This is a genomic window from Sphingobacterium corticis, from assembly GCF_042684745.1.
GTDB classification, from domain to species: domain Bacteria; phylum Bacteroidota; class Bacteroidia; order Sphingobacteriales; family Sphingobacteriaceae; genus Sphingobacterium; species Sphingobacterium corticis.
The window spans coordinates 575,997-593,683 of record NZ_JBHUMA010000004.1 but is presented as its reverse complement, the minus strand read 5'-3'; the positions used below and the strand labels follow the sequence as shown (position 1 = coordinate 593,683).

General features: G+C 38.1%; 13 protein-coding genes. All 13 read left to right on the top strand.

Annotated features, from left to right (window positions below; translation table 11 throughout):
• Positions 1 to 2 precede the first annotated feature (2 nt).
• The 13 genes from ACFSQ3_RS03860 (at position 3) to ACFSQ3_RS03800 (ending at position 17,389) form a co-directional block, all read left to right on the top strand.
• Complete coding sequence (locus ACFSQ3_RS03860; protein ID WP_380867651.1) at positions 3 to 1,133, top strand: hypothetical protein; 1,131 nt, start codon at positions 3 to 5, stop codon at positions 1,131 to 1,133.
• Positions 1,130 to 2,293 (top strand): EpsG family protein, encoded by a 1,164-nt coding sequence (locus ACFSQ3_RS03855; protein ID WP_380867649.1) that lies wholly within the window; start codon positions 1,130 to 1,132, stop codon positions 2,291 to 2,293. Before ACFSQ3_RS03860 ends, ACFSQ3_RS03855 begins: the two co-directional genes overlap by 4 nt.
• On the top strand, positions 2,187 to 3,773 hold the full coding sequence (locus ACFSQ3_RS03850; RefSeq protein ID WP_380867647.1) for a right-handed parallel beta-helix repeat-containing protein: 1,587 nt from the start codon (positions 2,187 to 2,189) through the stop codon (positions 3,771 to 3,773). Before ACFSQ3_RS03855 ends, ACFSQ3_RS03850 begins: the two co-directional genes overlap by 107 nt.
• A gap of 1 nt (position 3,774) precedes the next feature.
• Positions 3,775 to 4,872, top strand: a complete 1,098-nt coding sequence (locus ACFSQ3_RS03845; protein WP_380867644.1) for a glycosyltransferase — start codon at positions 3,775 to 3,777, stop codon at positions 4,870 to 4,872.
• Positions 4,865 to 6,019 carry a glycosyltransferase gene (locus tag ACFSQ3_RS03840; RefSeq protein WP_380867641.1) on the top strand — a complete coding sequence of 385 codons (1,155 nt, stop codon included), beginning with the start codon at positions 4,865 to 4,867 and terminating at the stop codon, positions 6,017 to 6,019. Before ACFSQ3_RS03845 ends, ACFSQ3_RS03840 begins: the two co-directional genes overlap by 8 nt.
• A 3-nt stretch (positions 6,020 to 6,022) precedes the next feature.
• Complete coding sequence (locus ACFSQ3_RS03835) at positions 6,023 to 6,946, top strand: NAD-dependent epimerase/dehydratase family protein (protein WP_380867639.1); 924 nt, start codon at positions 6,023 to 6,025, stop codon at positions 6,944 to 6,946.
• 20 nt (positions 6,947 to 6,966) lie between these two features.
• Positions 6,967 to 7,926: an MraY family glycosyltransferase gene (locus ACFSQ3_RS03830; RefSeq protein ID WP_380867636.1), complete on the top strand. Its 960-nt coding sequence runs from the start codon at positions 6,967 to 6,969 to the stop codon at positions 7,924 to 7,926.
• Between the two features lie 12 nt (positions 7,927 to 7,938).
• A complete protein-coding gene (locus tag ACFSQ3_RS03825) occupies positions 7,939 to 8,376 on the top strand; it encodes a hypothetical protein (protein WP_380867633.1) in 438 nt (145 codons plus the stop codon).
• Between the two features lie 71 nt (positions 8,377 to 8,447).
• Positions 8,448 to 9,236: a polysaccharide biosynthesis/export family protein gene (locus ACFSQ3_RS03820; protein ID WP_380867631.1), complete on the top strand. Its 789-nt coding sequence runs from the start codon at positions 8,448 to 8,450 to the stop codon at positions 9,234 to 9,236.
• A 6-nt stretch (positions 9,237 to 9,242) separates the two neighbouring features.
• Complete coding sequence (locus tag ACFSQ3_RS03815) at positions 9,243 to 11,636, top strand: GumC family protein (protein WP_380867628.1); 2,394 nt, start codon at positions 9,243 to 9,245, stop codon at positions 11,634 to 11,636.
• A gap of 449 nt (positions 11,637 to 12,085) precedes the next feature.
• Positions 12,086 to 13,726, top strand: a complete 1,641-nt coding sequence (locus tag ACFSQ3_RS03810; RefSeq protein ID WP_380867625.1) for a polysaccharide biosynthesis protein — start codon at positions 12,086 to 12,088, stop codon at positions 13,724 to 13,726.
• Between the two features lie 151 nt (positions 13,727 to 13,877).
• Positions 13,878 to 15,584, top strand: coding sequence for a tetratricopeptide repeat protein (locus ACFSQ3_RS03805; protein WP_380867624.1), 1,707 nt, complete (start codon positions 13,878 to 13,880; stop codon positions 15,582 to 15,584).
• A gap of 386 nt (positions 15,585 to 15,970) precedes the next feature.
• Entirely contained in the window at positions 15,971 to 17,389 is a 1,419-nt protein-coding gene (locus ACFSQ3_RS03800) for an exopolysaccharide biosynthesis polyprenyl glycosylphosphotransferase (RefSeq protein ID WP_380867622.1), read from the top strand.
• Positions 17,390 to 17,687 lie beyond the last annotated feature (298 nt).

The following is a 17,687-nucleotide window of genomic DNA, read 5'->3' as shown; positions in this document are numbered from 1 at the left end:
TAATGGCTGGAACCAAATTAATTGTCGTTGAGCCTAATATGCATTCATATCCACACTCGGAGATTAATGCAGGTCTGTTGTCGATAATGCAAGAAGTTTTTCCTTTCTCCACGAAGTATTTTTACGTGTCTAGTGGTCACCTCAATGCTTTGCAGGATTTTTTTGATCACAAAAAATGGAAAGTTAGAAATATAAATGTAATTCCTTTTACACCTTGGAGAATTCCGCTACTAGATCTAATTTTAATGTTTAGATTATTATTTATATACTACAAAATGCATAAAGATGATCATCTAATTTTATTAGGCATATATCCTCTTTCGAATTGGGTTTTGTCGTTACTTAATAGGTTTTCTAAGAGGAATGTACTTATATGTTTGCATGGCCAAATGGAATCATATTTGCAAAACACAACGATAGGTGTTTCCAAACACTATTATAACCTCTCAAAGCACGTGTTTAAACAAAAGGATTATCTTCGATATATAGTTTTTGGCCAGTCTATCTTTAACAACGTTAGTTTTCTTTTTCCAGATCACTCGAAAGCTATTATTATAGACCAGCCTTATGTGTATGATAATGAGTCTTATGGGGAAATACTAGGTGCTCCTCCATTAAATTTAGGATTTTTGGGAAGGTTCGATAAAACGAAGAATGTACAGTCTGCCTTTAACCTATTTCAAGCTGCGAAAGACCTTAGGGATCGTGGATTAGTAAAAATTTCTATAATTGGACGAGTTTCGGAAGAGTACATTGGGAAATTCGATAATGATATCTCCTTCTCTTCGGATTCTTTACCGAGGGATAAATTTATAGAGGAGGTTCTAAAACAGAACTTTATTATTTCATTCACAGGTCCATCATTCTACAGAGCCACCCCAAGTGGCGTTTTTTTCGATTGTATTAAATATGGGAAACCTTTAATTGCGCTACGTAATGAATATTTAGAATACTACTTTAAAAAGTACTGTGCCTTAGGCTATCTCTGCGATTCTGTAGAGGAGATGTACTCGATTATAAAAGATTTAGCAGAAAATCCTCAGCATTTAGTGGATTTTCAAGAATCGTTCGACACTGTTAGGACGGAATTGGGATTGTCGAAAATTGCTGAAAGGCTTAAAGAGGCTTTATGATACCATACATAATTTTCTTTTTAGTTTCGCTGGCGTTTGTTTTTATTGACATCCAAAATGCACCCAGTGTTGTTAAGAAAACTCTTCTTTTATTTTTCGGATGCTTCTTTATATTATTTGCTGGTGTTCGCTGGGAAACTGGAACTGACTGGGACAACTATTATGCATATTTTAATATAGTTCCTCATCTTTCTATAGGAAATACAGGGTTTGAGATATTGTATGAGTATTTAGTTAGATCAGTACATTTGTTTTCAGATGATTTTGCTTCGTTGAACTTCGTAACAGCGTCATTAATAATTATTCCGACTTATGTGTCAATTTACTACAGTTCACCCTATCCGCTTTTCTCTGTATTCCTTCTATTAACCTATAGCCTCAACAGCAGCGGGTTCGGTTACAGACAAGACATTGCAATCGCGTTGACTACCTCATCCTTTATTTTTGCTTACAGGCGTCAATTGATACCATTTGCATCACTTGTTATTTTAGCATCTCTCGTTCACCAATCTGCGTTTATATTTATTTTCGCATACTGGTTGATCAATTTCAAGTGGTCCGCTAAATCTAGCAAATATTTATTTTTACTGGTATTGATTGGTTCTATTGTCTCATCTCAGATTGTTGGCTTGGCTGGCTTGTATAGTGAGTCCGCAGCAGGTAAAGTAGGCGGGTATAGCAACTTAGAGTTCAGTGAGTCAACAGGAGATGGTAGCAACCCATACCTAATTATTATACGCGGCGTACTAAATCGTAGCTTCCTATTGATCATATCAGGGATATGTGTTTTCAAATATTTAAATTACCCTAATAAAGAAATTGCGACCAAGTTTTTTAACATCTACATGTTTGGTTTTATACTTTTTATATTATTTAGCCCACTTGGTACCGTCTTTACTCGATTTACTCGATACTTTGACATATTCTTTATTTTTCTAATTCCCATATGTTTATATTCGGTAAATAATAAGAAAAGATATAATTTGTTAATTTTAATAATTTTTTATTGTTCTTTAAAGTTACTTACATTTTTAGCATTAGACGACGAAACTTATGTGCCATATAAAACAAAAAAATATTTTACCTATCAATACAATATTTTATGTCCTACTAATAGTTCTGCTTTTTGTACTTTCAGAACAATCAGCTATAGGTCGTGAAATTAAAGTTTCATCACTTATCAATGCCGACCAACGAATTACTCAAGTAGGTTGGAGTAAAATTACTGAGAATCTATCAGTTAATGACATCCTCATAATTGACTGTGATTTCTATATTGATGAAGAAATTATTATATCACATTCAGTGAGGGGTGACGAAAAACATATAATTTATACTACTGGAAAAGGAAAAATCCTCATTAACGCCGATAAAATTATAGTCGAATCTTTGATTATTAATGGTGGAACGGCTAAGATTAGAGGACATGGAATAATAGCAAATTACGTAAAGAACTTGCAAATCTCGAATTGTGATATTAGCGATGTTGAAGGGCCAGGAGTACACTTACAGACTGTCGAAAAATTTTTAATAAATAGCAATAAAATCTGTAACACTTTCGGTCTATACGGAGATGGAATACTTATGTTGAATTGCTTAGAAGGAGAAGTTCTACATAATCATTGTTCGAAATTTCAAAGGATCGGAATCGTAAGTGACTGGAGCGAGGAGAGAAAGTCGAAGAACATATTAATCTATGGTAATATATGCAAAGATGCAATTCAGTCGATTCGTCCCGAAATAAACGGCGGTATCTGGGTGGAAAATACTCTCGAGTCCAAAATTATCAGGAACGAAATTAGCAACACTATTAGTAAGGGGATAGTCGTTGCTCCCGATACTGAAAATATTCCATCCTATCATTTGATAGAAAAGAACTTTGTTAGTAACTGTTTTGAAGGCCTAAACGTGACGTTCGCTAAGAATCAAACGATCGATGAGAAAAGAAACAGATTTCTCGACGTGATTAACATTGTTGAAATTTCAGAACCTAAAGTCTTCAGAAGTTCTGGGACGATTTTCGAGAGTGTAGATTCGGTTCCAAAGCGTATTTATTTTTTATTACCATCAAAAAATCCGACAGGATCAACTATAGAAATTTTAAAATCCAAGAACAAAGTAAAAAGTAAAGGGTTAGTCCCGGTTGAAGTAGGAAATGTATTTGGTATATCTGGAGATTTGAGTATCAAAGATTGCGAAGGTAATTTTGCAGTAAAATTGTCGGAAAACAGTCTAAATGGTTGCATTTCAATATCCAAATGTAAGCTAGATTACAGCGATTTGAGATCCGATTTTATATCCAATTCTAAACAAATGGTCATTGAAAATTGTAATATTTTGTTACCTCCAAACCGCAGTATGAAGATGCAAGGCGAAAATATTGAGTTTAAATCATGTTCCATTTCTTCAGAAAAAGGCGATTCGGAGATTCACTTTGGCACATACGGCGCGACTAAACTATTAATAGCAAATTCCTCAATCTCTAAGGTGAAATTGTCATCTATAATACGTCCTGAGACCAAAATGGAGTTCGATCGAGTATACATCAAGATGGATAGGTCAGAACTATTTGATTCAGATTTTCAACAAAACAAAGGTGTAGTGATAAAAAATATGAAAAAAAACAGCTTCTTCTTTTGATATGAGAATTTTATATGTTATTGATAGTTTGATTACTGGCGGAGCCGAAAAGCTCGTTGTGGAAACGGTTCCTAAACTCATAGAAATAGGGTTTAAAGTCGATATAGCTTTGCTCGACGGCAAACCCTATCCACTTCTTAAGGAATTGGAACAATTAGATATATGTCATATTTATAAACTCTCTTTCGGGTCAGTCTATAACCCTATTTTGATCTACAAACTGACCAAAATTATCAAGCACTATTCGGTTGTGCATGTACATTTATTTCCCGCGCAATATTGGGTGGTTATAGCTGGATGGTTAAATACACAAAATACTCGCTTAATATTTACAGAGCACAGTACATCAAACCGCAGACTGAAAAATTATTTTCTCCGTATCTTGGATCGTTTATTTTATAAGTCTTACGAGGAGATTTTATGCATAACCGAAGCCGTCAAAGACGAGTTGCTAAAGAGATTACAAGTTGGTGTCGATAAGCTAATAGTTCTGTCTAATGGCGTTAACATAGATAAAATTGAAATGGCAATCCCAGTAAATAGAGTAAAAGTTTTTGGATACTCAAATGAGGATAAAATTTTGATTATGATAGGGGCATTTCGGAGGGAAAAGGATCAAGACACGGTAGTTAGATCAATGAATTATCTTCCGAAAGAGTTTAAGTTGGTGTTTGTTGGTGACGGTGTGAGAAGAAAGGAAGTTGAAACCTTGGCGGAAGATTTAAATCTTTGCAAACGAGTTAAATTTCTTGGGAATAGATCAGATGTTGGATCGCTTTTAAAAGCTGCAGATATTTCGATCTTAAGCTCGCACTGGGAGGGGTTCGGTTTAGCTGCAGTAGAATCTATGGCCGCCGGAATTCCTGTTATTGGAAGTGATGTGGCGGGTTTAGCTAATGTTATAGGAGATGCGGGTCAGCTTTTTATTCCCGCGGACGAGAAGGACTTAGTTAAAAAAATTAGATATATAACAAAATCAACAAAAGTCTATAATTCGTTCACGACTGCTGGTCGGATTAGGGCTCAGCATTTCTCGATAGATAATATGGTTGATAAATTAAGCTACTTATATAAAAAATATAATTTATCAAATGAGTAAGAGAATAGTGTTTATCATAACAGATTATGGTAGTTTCAATAATTTTCTAGGTGATGTCGCAGTTAGGCTGGTCAGGTTAGGGAACAAAATAGATGTTATCTCTTCCGCAAGCAAGGTAATAGATATAGAAGATAAGTATGATTACAACGAAGCAGGGATCGTTTTTCATCCCGTTAATCTTCCGAGAGGGTTTAATCCATTTAAACACTATTCCGCATCCAAAATGATACATAAAATTGTAAATCAAATACAACCAAACGTAGTATCCATACATTTCACCACAGGCGCATTTACTACTACGTTCACCGGGCGACTGAATTACCATACATCTGCTACTTTTCATGGCTTAGGATATCCAGTAATTACTGATAGAGTCAAAAGATTTGTTTATAAGTTCGTAGAGGATCGATGTTTCAAACGTGTAGATGAAGTTTGGGTGCTTAACAGATTCGATCTAGAATTATTGGAAAGTCGTCGTCTGAATGTGCCCGTTAGGCAGGTTCCTACGAAAGGTCTCGGATGTGATCTGGAAAAATTTGACCCAAACAAGTTTAGTTTAGATTTTAAAAGTTCTTTACGTGGATCATTGACCATAGAGCCATCAGACTTCGTTATTGGTTTTACAGGACGATACGTCACTTTCAAGGGATTTGATAAAGTTGTACGTGCTTTCAAAATGCTATGTGAAGAAAGAAATATCTCTAATATTAAGCTTCTTTTGATAGGAGGAAGAGATGACATACATCCTAGCGGCTTAACAGATCTTGAAGAGCAGTGGCTGCTACACAGCAAACAAGTCATTAATATCGGATTCAGTAGTAAGGTGCAAGATTATCTCAGCATAACAGATTTATTTGTTTTTCCAAGTGAAAAAGAAGGTATGCCTGTATGTATTATTGAGGCCTTGGCAATGAATGTTCCGGTAATAACAGCTGACGCAAGAGGATGTAATGACCTAATTGTCGACGGTAAAAATGGGATCCTCTTACAGCTAAGTACAGAAAGTGAAATTGCAGATGGGGTTTTGAAGTTAAAGGATGATACTGTTTTTTATAATAGTTTAAAAGAAGAAATAAAAACGCAAAGGGCTAATTACGATAGGACACACTTTATAAACCAACAAGTTGATTTTTTTGAAAGCAAGTAGCTTATGAAAGTTATATTAACAGGTGCCACTGGCTTTGTTGGCGTAAATCTGAAAAGCTATTTAGAAGAAGAGGGCGTGATCGTTGAACCAACCTCTCTCCGAATAGATGACTGGAAAGACAAAATCAATTCGCAGGCGGATGTCATTATTCATCTTGCAGGTAAAGCGCATGATACGCGCAACACGTCCGATGACGCGGAGTATTTCAAAATCAATAGAGATTTGGCGGTTGCGGTTTTTGAGCAATTTTCGACATCCGATATAAAAGACTTTTTTTACTTTTCTTCCGTAAAAGCGGTGGCAGATTCTGTGGTGGATATTTTGACGGAGGATATGATGCCAATGCCATTAACTCCTTATGGAAAATCAAAGCTGGAAGCGGAGGAGTATCTGTTGTCGAAAAGGTTGCCCACCGGAAAGCGTGTTTTTATTATTCGTCCGTGCATGATTCATGGACCTGGAAATAAAGGAAATCTAAATCTACTTTATAATGTAGTAAAGAAGGGTATTCCGTGGCCATTAGCATCCTTTGAAAACCGACGCTCTTTTATTGGAATAGATAATTTATGCTACTTAATTGATAAGATGATGGTTTCGAAGGATATGGAATCGGGTATTTATCAATTTGCCGATGATGAATCTTTGTCCACCAATGATGTGGTATCTATCACATCTAAAGCTTTGGGAAAAAAGCCGAAATTATGGCGGTTTCCGGTAGTTTTAGTTAAAAGCGCAGTAAAGGTAGGGGATTCACTTTCATTGCCTTTAAATACAGAAAGATTAAAAAAGTTAACCGAGTCTTACGTGGTATCCAACCAGAAAATTAAAAATGCCCTTGGGATAAATAAGTTGCCATTTTCTGCAAAGGAAGGGCTAGAACGTACGATACAGTCTTTCGCACGCGAATCCACATCTGCCAAAAAGTAATTGTTGACCTAACTACAACCATGATTTATATTTTACTGCTAATTGCCTTTATTGTTTTCGAATTGCTTTACTTTCGTGTAGCAGATCGCTATAACATTATTGACAAACCTAACGAGCGGTCTTCGCATACAGATGTAACCTTACGTGGTGGTGGCATCGTTTTTTATTTTTCAGCACTTGTTTATTTTGTTGTTTCAGATTTTGCCAATCCTTGGTTTTTTATTGGCCTTACGCTAATGACATTGGTTTCTTTTGCAGATGATATATTGACCTTGTCAAATAAATTGCGATTGCTGGTACACTTTACTGCCGTATTATTGATGGCGTACGAGTTGCAACTTTTTGACTTATCTTGGATCTATCTACCGATTGCATTTGTTGTCGTTGTGGGTGTCATCAATGCCTACAATTTTATGGATGGAATCAATGGTATTACTGCGGCATACAGCCTTTCCGTTGCATCGCTTCTGTGGCTGGCCAATCAAAAGATTGCATTCATCGATCCAGATTTTTTGCTGTATACTGTTTTGGGAATACTTGCCTTTTCGATTTTCAATTTCAGAATGAAAGCGAAATGTTTTGCCGGCGATGTGGGTTCTGTCTCTATTGCTTACATTTTACTTTTTGCTTTAGGTATACTAATTTTGCAAACCGGTAATCTACTTTATATCTTATTTTTGTCGGTATATGGATTGGATGCGGTATGGACCATCATACGTCGTTTATTCAAGCGTGAAAACATTTTTAAGGCACATCGATCGCACCTTTATCAATATCTCGCGAATGAAGCAAAGGTGAATAAGTTAGTCGTTTCTGGATTATATGCGATATTACAGTTTGTCGTTGGTCTAATCGTTTTATATGTGGCGGACTTGGAAGCCCACGTGCAACTTCGGTTTGCGATATGTCTTTTAATCATGCTAAGCGCTCTTTATCTGTACTTCAAATCCTTCATCATCAAAAAATATAATTTGCTCTAGTTTTTAAAATAAATGATTCCATTAGATTTTAGTTTTACGGAGGGCGGCATAGCTCAAGATACACGTGGGCAGATACGGTTTGTGAATGATTTTGATATGACTGCGGTTAAGCGTTTTTATTTAATTAAGAATGCAGATACGGAGATTATAAGAGGCTGGCGCGGACACGCCATCGAACAGCGTTGGTTCTACGTATTGTCTGGTAAATTTATTGTCCATCTCGTAAAAATAGACGATTGGGATGAGCCATCGATGGATCTTGAGATTATAAGTTTAGAGTTGATTGCATCACAGAGTAAAGTGCTTCATGTGCCGCAAGGATATGCTACTGCATTTCGGGCAGAAGACGAGCATGCAGAGTTACTTGTTTTTGCGGACCACGATATAGAACACGCCGTTATGGACGATCATACTTGGCCGATATCTTATTTCCGTCAGTTCCATAAATAGATTGATCAATAGACGCCGCAATAGCAGAAAAATACTATTTTTGTAAGATTTTAATAATGTACCTTTAGTATATGACAAAGTTTTTTTTTCGTACGTTTGGATTACATACACTGCTTTTATTCGCCTTGCTTTCATCTTGTGCATCGAGAAAGGAGATTGTTTATTTGCAGCCTTCTGCCAATGAAGAGCAGCAGCTTATTACGAAATTCGTTCCTAGGATTCAACCAGAAGATCTTATAACAATTACCGTTTCAGCTGCCGATATTAAAGTGACAGTTCCATTTAATCAACAAAATCCTTATCAAATGCAGGCTGCTGCGGGACAGGATTTCGCATTCAAACCCACTTATTTGGTAGATGATAAGGGGGAAATTGATTTTCCTGTATTGGGGAGACTTAAAATTGGAGGGCTTACGCGGCTGGAAGCCACTGCCTTATTGAGGAAAGAACTAGGTCGGTATATCGTCGATCCAGGAGTCAATTTGACATTCGCTAATTTTAGAGTCACTGTGCTAGGGGAAGTCGCCAAGCCAGGTACTATAACGTTACAGCAAGAAAGAATAACTATTCTAGAAGCTTTAGGGATGGCCGGAGATTTGACCATCCGTGGTGTGCGAAAAAATGTCTTGTTGATTCGGGAAAAGGATGGTGTCAGACAAACTGAGCGCTTAGATCTCACTTCCGATTCTTTGCTAACATCTCCATTTTACTATCTCGCACAAAATGATGTGATTTATGTAGAACCCAACGGAGCGCAGGTTCGAGGATCTAGCTTGGGAGCAAATACCAACGTATTGATATCGGTATCAAGTGTAGTAATCAGTATTTTAACACTCGTGGTCACCAATCTTCGCCGATAACTGGATATGGATAGCAATAAGTTAAATTTGACAAGCAACTCAAGCGATCAAGAAATTGATCTGAAGCAAATAGCAGAACAATATGCGTACTATTGGAAATGGTTCGTATTGTCTGTAATTGTGTTTTGTGCCTTAGGTATCGTGTATCTAAAATTTACTGCGCCGCTATATAAGATCGAAGCTAAAATCTTGTTGGAAAACGAAGATAAGGCGTCTGGAGATTTAGCAGGACTGGCAGAACTCAGCTCTTTGACTGGTGGAGGTGGCCCATCGGCTTTTGTGATGGATCAAATTGATGTATTCAAATCACGTAGGCTAGCGCAAAAGGTTGTCGAAAACACGAATCTTGCAGTTACTTATAAAGTAAAGGAAGGATTTGGCACAACGGAGATTACAAGTGATGAAAGTCCATTCATTTTGGAATTTGTTGACTACAACGCCGCTGATAAACAATATGAATTCCGTGCAAGCTTGTCGGGCGATCAGTTTACTCTGATCGATTTGTCGAATGAAAAGGAGATAAAAGCGGCATTTGGAGCTTCGATTAAAACGGGAGTTGGGTCTGTTCGCATTGTGAGGAACAATATGCCAAATGTTAGGAAATTCGAGATGGTGGATATCACGGTCTCCACAACCAACTCCGCGATCGATCTTTTTAGAAAGAGTATTGACATAACGCCTAATACGGAGAAGCAGTCTTATATTGTCAACTTTTCAAGGACGGATGCTTTGCGTGGGCGAAGTATTGCGGTGATCAACAATCTGATAGCTACTTATAATAGTGACGTTTTCGAGGACAAAAGCAAAGTAACATTGGCGACTTCGAAATTTATCAATGGACGTTTGGATTTAATCAGCAGGGATTTGTCTAGTGCTGATAAGCGCGTGCAGGATTTCAAAACTTCGAATAGGCTAACCGATTTAGCTGCCGAAGCCGAGGTTAATCTGAAAAATCTAACAGAAATAGATAGAGAAGTACTGCAAGCGCGAACCCAACTGCAGTTAGTTGACTATATGCGGGAATCTGTATCAGGCAATGCTGATTTACAGTTGCTTCCAAGCAACATAGGTTTAGAGGATATTTCTATCGAAAAGTCGTTAGTAGAATATAATAAGCTCGTTTTAGAGCGGGAAGATCTATTGCGTAGTTCTACCGACGACAATCCCATGGTTCGGAATCTGACAAAAAGCATTCAAGATTTTAATAGAAGTCTAAACCAATCGTTGGATAATTATCGATCGACCTTGCAGCTCTCTTTACGTAGTATTGAAGGACGACAAGGAGAAATAAAAGGCCGCATTGCAGGTGCTCCGCAACAAGAATCTGGCTTTAAGGATATCGCTAGGCAGCAGCAAACGGTTGAAGCCATTTACTTATTTTTATTGCAAAAGCGTGAAGAAAATGAAATTAAAGCTGCAGCGCGGCCAGATATTCTAAAGGTAATCGATCCAGCATTTAGTTCGGATCAGCCAGTTGCGCCGAAAAAGGCAATTATACTACTTGGTGTTTTCATAGCTGGCTTACTCATTCCTTTCGGTATTTTGTATCTGAAATTCTTACTTGACAACAAAGTCCAGTCTCGTAAAGATATTGAAAGCTTGGTCGGTGCTCCTGTTCTAGGAGAATTACCTTCTTCCAAAGACCCCGTAGTGCATGATAATGACCGCAGTCCATTGGCAGAAGCATTTCGTATTTTGAGAACGAATATGTCCTTTATGTTGGGTAAACAGAAGGAATCAAATGTCATCTTCATCACGTCAACCACATCAGGAGAAGGAAAGTCTTTCGTTTCTACCAATTTGGCTCGTATTCTTTCTATGTCTGGAAAACGGGTGCTGTTGATTGGTGCGGATATTCGTAGTCCAAAAGTTTTAGACTATCTTGGATTATCACATCTGAAGCATACAAATGTCGGTATTACGCAATTTCTGATCAATCCAGATATGGATGTCGACAATATAATTATTAAGCAGCCGGAGGATTATAATTTTGACATTATCTATTCTGGATATGTAGCTCCGAATCCTGCTGAATTATTGATGAACGGCCATTTTGATGATGTAATCGAATATGGGAAGAAGCATTACGATTACGTATTGGTAGATACCGCACCCGTTAGCTTAGTAACGGATACATTGCTTATTGCGAACAACGCGGATCTAACCGTCTACGTTTCTAGAGCTAATTATTTGGATAAGCGCTTGCTAAATGTTCCAAAGGAATTGTATCAAGATGGTAAATTGAAGAATATGGCATTCGTTATAAATGATGTGGACTTCGCACGCGGTTACGGGTATGGCTACGGTTATGGCTATGGTTACGGAGACACTGGAAAAACATCTGTTGTATCTAAAATTAAATCTTTATTCAACAAATCGTTCAATGCTAACGATTTATAGTGAAGCGTTTGCGCATATAAATAAAGGATATTGTTATATTAGTGGAGCGCCAATTTTGTGGCGCTCTTTTTGTGCATTAGTATTTTTTAATCTACCAAATCAAATTATTACAATGCGAATGTCTATGCGTTACTTTAAGCTATTTTTTTCTTATGCTAAATAGAAAGTTAGTCCGTGTATTCGATAAAAATGGACCACGGTGGGTCATTTTTTTAATAGACTTACTTATAGTTGCATCGACTTATCTCGTCAGTTACATTATTCTAAATCACCATCAAGGTCGGATCAATGTTACGCTTATGGCCACTCAACTAGCTATGGTGTTGCTGTTGTATGCAGTATCGTTTTTGCTATTTAAACCTTATCGTAGTATAGTGAGACAAACAGGGATGGCAGAATTGCACTGTATAGGGAATTCGGTTGCCCTTGCACTAATCGTCTCTTTGTCTATGACCTTAGTATTTGAAATTGTGGTTTATGGAAATGAATTATCTGCACAACAAGTTGTTTTACCAATTGCACAATTATTTGTGCATGCTATGATGGTGGGTGTAGGACTAACATCAGCGCGATTAGTTTATAAGAACGTTTATCGTTTTTTCTTTTGGCACAAAAAAAGTACTGCGATCCCCGTGATACTATTTGGTGCAGGTGATATGGGACACAATACATTTCAACTGCTTCAATTTGGTTCCAGAAATAAATTTAAAATTGTAGGAGTGGTGGATGATAACCCTTCTAGAATAGGGAAGGCGATGCATGGCTTTAGAATCAATTCTTTGAGTGATCTTGATGCGGTATTTTTGGAACGCATTGGTGGAGCACAGCAGCTTGTGATTGCAATTGATGATCATCAGCCAGCGCGATTGCAGCGAGTGGCCGCACAAGCAGAGAATTTATCTATTAAAATGAAGATAATTCCGAAGTCAGCAAAGTTGATGGAAGATATCGTTGCCACTAAACAGATTCGCACATTAAAGATTGATGATTTATTAGGGCGAAAATCAATCGAAATTAACAACCCTGCTATTTTGGCAGAGATGACCGATAAAGTCGTTCTTGTAACTGGTGGTGCTGGTTCTATTGGTAGTGAATTGGTTCGGCAAATTTCAAGAACAGATTGTAGCAAACTTATAGTACTTGATCAAGCGGAATCTGCACTTTACGAAATCCAACAAGAATTAAAAGCCAAAATAGACTTATCCAAAGCATACTTTATCGTTGGAAACGTTCGCGATTATGCATTTATGGACGCTGTCTTTTCGGAACATAGACCACATATAGTGTTTCATGCGGCCGCTTACAAACATGTTCCTTTAATGGAGGATAATCCATACGAAGCAGTACTTACTAATGTATGCGGATCTAGCTATGTTGCGAAATTATCCGATAAATATCAGGTGCAAAAGTTTGTAATGGTTTCTACCGATAAGGCCGTAAATCCCACTAACGTAATGGGAGCTACGAAGCGTGCTGCAGAAATCTTTGTTGCTTCGTTAAATCAACTCTCGAATACGGCTTACATTGTCACGCGATTTGGAAATGTTTTAGGATCTAATGGCTCCGTGATTCCACTTTTCGAAAAACAGATAAAATTGGGGGGACCTATTACGATTACGCATCCGGATATCACACGTTATTTTATGACTATTCCGGAAGCATGCAAGCTCGTGCAAGAAGCTGGTATTATGGGAAGTGGAGGAGAAGTGTTTGTTTTTGATATGGGATCTCCCGTTAGAATTTTAGATTTAGCAATTAAAATGATTAAGCTTAAAGGTCTTCGTTATCCCGATGATATCGATATCAAGTATATTGGTCTTCGACCCGGCGAAAAAAAATACGAAGAGCTTCTCGCTACCGACGAGAATACTATAAAAACATATCACGAGAAAATATTAATTGCAAAAGTCTCTAACGGTACTCCGAAGGATATGATCGAACGAATTGAGTCACTGTGTGCCGTTGCGCAACAAGCTAATGCAGTTCAAGAAAAAATGAATATTGTAGCAATTCTAAAAAGTATTGTGCCAGAATATATCTCCAATAATTCCTTGTTTACTGAGTTGGACAATATAAACGTCGCCGGCTAAAATACGTCGACAGTTTAGAAAAAAAATCTCGCTAAGTTGCTCGATGGTATAAATGAATTTTTATATCGTCGATGTATTGATGTTAACTATACCTCGATTTTTCCTATCTTAGAAAAAAGATTTAGCACACTCGATGTCCCGTTTCCTATGCGTGATAGTATTTTTATTGGTGGGACTGAGCTTAAGCGCTCAGCATCACGCTCTTTCAAATAAATTACGAGGTGAAAACAAAGTTGCCGCGCTAGAATCCATACTTAGCGATCCCAAGTTCATTGGAAAAGACAGCATTACTACTTGGAAAGAAATCAATAGCCTATATGAACGGGCGAAAGAAGAAAAGGTACCTGAAGTCGAAGTTGCAAGTGATCTATTAGCCGCAGAATTCTATGCAAATAGGAATGACCAATTAAATCCCAAAACCGACTTTTATTTCGCAAGAGCATTATCCACTGCTAAACGTATCGGTAGCAAGGAGCTTCAATTAATAGCATTTATTCGAGAAGGTTATCACTATTTCGGACATCGAGAGTTGGAAATGGCCATTCCCTATTTTCTACAAGCTGGTCAATTAGTGAGCCAGGTCGATCGAGAATCTGTACCTCAGTTTGGAAAACACATTAACCAGATGTCGTCTTTTTATGGATACATCGGGAACTACCCAGGGGCAATAGAACTGCTTCAAGAGGCTTTGCCTTATGCTAAGGATGGTTCGGGTTTACACATTAATATGGTGAATTCCATGGGTGTGTTTAGCGAAAAGCAACAACTTTTCGAACAAGCTGTTGTGCATTTTCAACGCGCGCTAGGTATTGCACAACGTAGTCAGGATAGCCTTTGGATGGGAATTATATTCGGAAATCTGGCGAAGATCGAAGAGCATAAAGGCAATGCTTACAAAGCGATCCGTTTGTTGGAAGAAAACGTCCGGCTTTCTGTGAAATATAACGAAACCACAGATGCCATGCGCGCGATGCTGAATATTGCTGATGTATTGATTGATGTCGGTAAGTGGACGGAAGCGGAAGCATATCTCATTGAAAGCGAAAAATATCTACAGCATAAGCCATCCTTTTTGCAAACCAAAACGCAGCTTGCTAAACTTCGGTTCGAAATAGCGCATTTTAAAGGCGATCAATCTGCGGAACTAAGCTATCTCACGAACTATGTTAGGTTGGACGACAGCCTGCGTACACGCGAACGGTATGACGAACTTCAGCGTGCATATTGGCAATGGCAATCTGACGAATTTCAGCGATCCATTGAGGCAGCAAAGGAAGAGCGCGAAAGTGCACTATTACTCGAGTTGACCTTTGGTTTATTTCTTACCGCAGTTCTCGTTATTATTATTCTATTGCTCAACCGTAGCAAGAATAAGCTTAAAATAAAATCTGCCATCCTGGAAAAGGAGAAATTTGCATCTGCTTTGAAGCAAAAGGTATTGGCAGAAGAATTAGAAACTGTAACCATATCTTGGAAAGAAGCCGAAGAAAAGTCGCACGAAAATACCACACTTATTGCAGACTTACAAAGTAATTTGAAGAAGCTAGGACGCGAAAATGATTCCATAAAAGTTCGCTCGGTTGAAGCACTCGATGAAATGCTTAAAGAGCCAATTATGACCGACGACCGCTGGGCCAAATTTAAGTTGACATTTGATCAAGTTTTCCCGGATTACTTATCGAAAAAACGCAAACGCTATCCGCGACTGACGGAGGGAGACCAACGTCTTCTGGCGTTGATGAAACTCAAATATAGTAACATGGGAATGGCTTCTTTACTAGGAATTTCTTTGGACGGTGTGAAGAAAGCGAAGCAACGACTAAAGAAGAAAATGGAAGAGCCTACTGATACCCAGTAACCTATGATTATCCTAGATTTTAAATAATCTTAACATTTATTGCGAATAATTCAATTAAACAGGGTGTTCTCTGTCTATTTGTTACTGATTTTGCAGTGGACAAAAGGGGGACACTTTTTCTAAAAATCGCACTTGAGTGTACCCCCAGCGCAAATCTAACCCGTTAGTACCTTTTTTGTCTCCCTGTTTTGGAGTTAGAATTGTTGGTGTCAAATCAACACAATCGTAAATTTGTGTATCTACCAAAATGAGAAATAGCATGAATAACTTCTATCATTTCGGTTGATCATTTTACACCATGTCACACTACGCACATCGCGCAAGGATGATAAAGGGCAAAATGGGAGGTTTCAACATGATTTGTTTACCACACTAACAAAGAAACTATGTTTAAGTATGTTCAAAATCGGGTTCTAGTCTACTTAAGGGCTTTTTGGATTGCAGTAGATCTTCTGTTTATCAACATCTCTTTTTTATTCGCATTTGATTTAGCGGTTGATTTACATTTGATTCATTACATGGATAAGTCCAGTTCAGCATTTCAATCGCTATGGATGATGTACAATCTATTAGCGCTCCTCGCCGCATTAATCACCAACCTCTACAGAGATAGTTCTATGGAACGTTTGGAGAGTATGTTTCGCGCGACGTTTCGCGGAGGAATGGGTTTAATTATATCTTTTGGGATTTGCGTCATGTCCGGCTTCCAACTCGCGCATGCTTGGCCCTTCGTCGCTATTCTATCATTTATTCTGGCCACCTATTTTATAGTGTCAAGATTTTTCATGACATATATATATCCGGCATTCGCTAAGAAATTCAACTGGTCTAAACGCGTTGCCATTATCGGTCATGGCGATCATGTTGCTCCAGTGGCTGATTACTTCGAGCGACAAGGCGATTTTTATAGCATCAACACCATTGGATACAAAGATCAGGATGCTTTCCATAACAAAGAGAAGACGCTAAAACGTTTTAAAGAATATTTTAAAGCGGTGTCGAATCAGGGTATTCACGATGTGTTTCTGGTAACTACCCCAGATATGAGCGCTTATAGCGAAGAGTTAATTGTTGCTGCGGATTTTCAATGTGTTCAATTAAATTTTGTTCCTGCGATAAGCGCAAGAATTACCTATAATGGAAGCGTAGATTCACAAGTAAATTTCGAATTGCCGGTGTTGAAATCCCACGAGGAGCCGATGTCCACCATGGAAAACCGTTTGAAAAAGCGATTGGTCGACTTGTTCATCAGTAGCATGGTTATCATCTTCATATTAAGTTGGATGATTCCCATTATCGGATTAATTATCAAAATCCAAAGTCCGGGTCCAATCTTTTTCAAACAGCCTCGTTCTGGAAGAAATAATAGAGCTTTCGGCTGTTACAAGTTTCGCAGTATGGTGGTCAATAAGCAATCTGGTGAGAAACAAGCTACGAAGAACGACAAGCGGATCACACCGATTGGGAACTTCTTGCGTAAAACAAATTTGGACGAATTTCCACAATTCATCAACGTATTCTTGGGGCAAATGAGTGTGGTTGGGCCACGTCCGCACATGTTGTCGCATACGGAGCACTATAGTCAGTTGATCCAACATTACATGGTAAGACATTTTGTTAAACCGGGGATTACTGGTTGGGCGCAGGTAAATGGATATCGTGGCGAAACAAAAGACCCGAACTTAATGGCGAAACGCGTTGAGTACGATATAGAATACTTACGCAATTGGTCGGCCATGTTAGATTTCAAAATCGTTTGCATGACTGCTATCAATATGGCAAAAGGCGAAGAAAACGCTTATTAAGCTTTTTTGGGAATAGTCGCATCACGTATTATGCTTCTTATTCGCTACTAATGACGACTTGAAAATTGGTAGGATAAAGCATAAGCGGCATGATTTTTAGAAATAATAGTCAGCAATAATTTCGTGCAACAGCTTGGTCGATAATTTTCAATAGGCCATCTGCAATTCTCTCTAGCATGCTTACTAAATGCCTGCTAACCTGAGATAGAAAGCACGAGCGGTAGTCACCAAGTGCACACTACCTAGTGTACTACCGAAGATACAAGTGTTAGCTTGTAATTGTAGTGAAATATCCCGG

Bases quoted from the DNA above. Each gene is read 5' to 3' on its own strand.
- ACFSQ3_RS03810 (WP_380867625.1), top strand. From the start codon at position 12,086: ATGACCTTAGTATTTGAAATTGTGGTTTATGGAAATGAATTATCTGCA.
- ACFSQ3_RS03835 (WP_380867639.1), top strand. From the start codon at position 6,023: ATGAAAGTTATATTAACAGGTGCCACTGGCTTTGTTGGCGTAAATCTG.
- ACFSQ3_RS03860 (WP_380867651.1), top strand. From the start codon at position 3: ATGGCTGGAACCAAATTAATTGTCGTTGAGCCTAATATGCATTCATAT.
- ACFSQ3_RS03850 (WP_380867647.1), top strand. From the start codon at position 2,187: ATGTGCCATATAAAACAAAAAAATATTTTACCTATCAATACAATATTT.
- ACFSQ3_RS03825 (WP_380867633.1), top strand. From the start codon at position 7,939: ATGATTCCATTAGATTTTAGTTTTACGGAGGGCGGCATAGCTCAAGAT.
- ACFSQ3_RS03800 (WP_380867622.1), top strand. From the start codon at position 15,971: ATGTTTAAGTATGTTCAAAATCGGGTTCTAGTCTACTTAAGGGCTTTT.
- ACFSQ3_RS03840 (WP_380867641.1), top strand. From the start codon at position 4,865: ATGAGTAAGAGAATAGTGTTTATCATAACAGATTATGGTAGTTTCAAT.
- ACFSQ3_RS03815 (WP_380867628.1), top strand. From the start codon at position 9,243: ATGGATAGCAATAAGTTAAATTTGACAAGCAACTCAAGCGATCAAGAA.
- ACFSQ3_RS03855 (WP_380867649.1), top strand. From the start codon at position 1,130: ATGATACCATACATAATTTTCTTTTTAGTTTCGCTGGCGTTTGTTTTT.
- ACFSQ3_RS03845 (WP_380867644.1), top strand. From the start codon at position 3,775: ATGAGAATTTTATATGTTATTGATAGTTTGATTACTGGCGGAGCCGAA.
- ACFSQ3_RS03830 (WP_380867636.1), top strand. From the start codon at position 6,967: ATGATTTATATTTTACTGCTAATTGCCTTTATTGTTTTCGAATTGCTT.
- ACFSQ3_RS03820 (WP_380867631.1), top strand. From the start codon at position 8,448: ATGACAAAGTTTTTTTTTCGTACGTTTGGATTACATACACTGCTTTTA.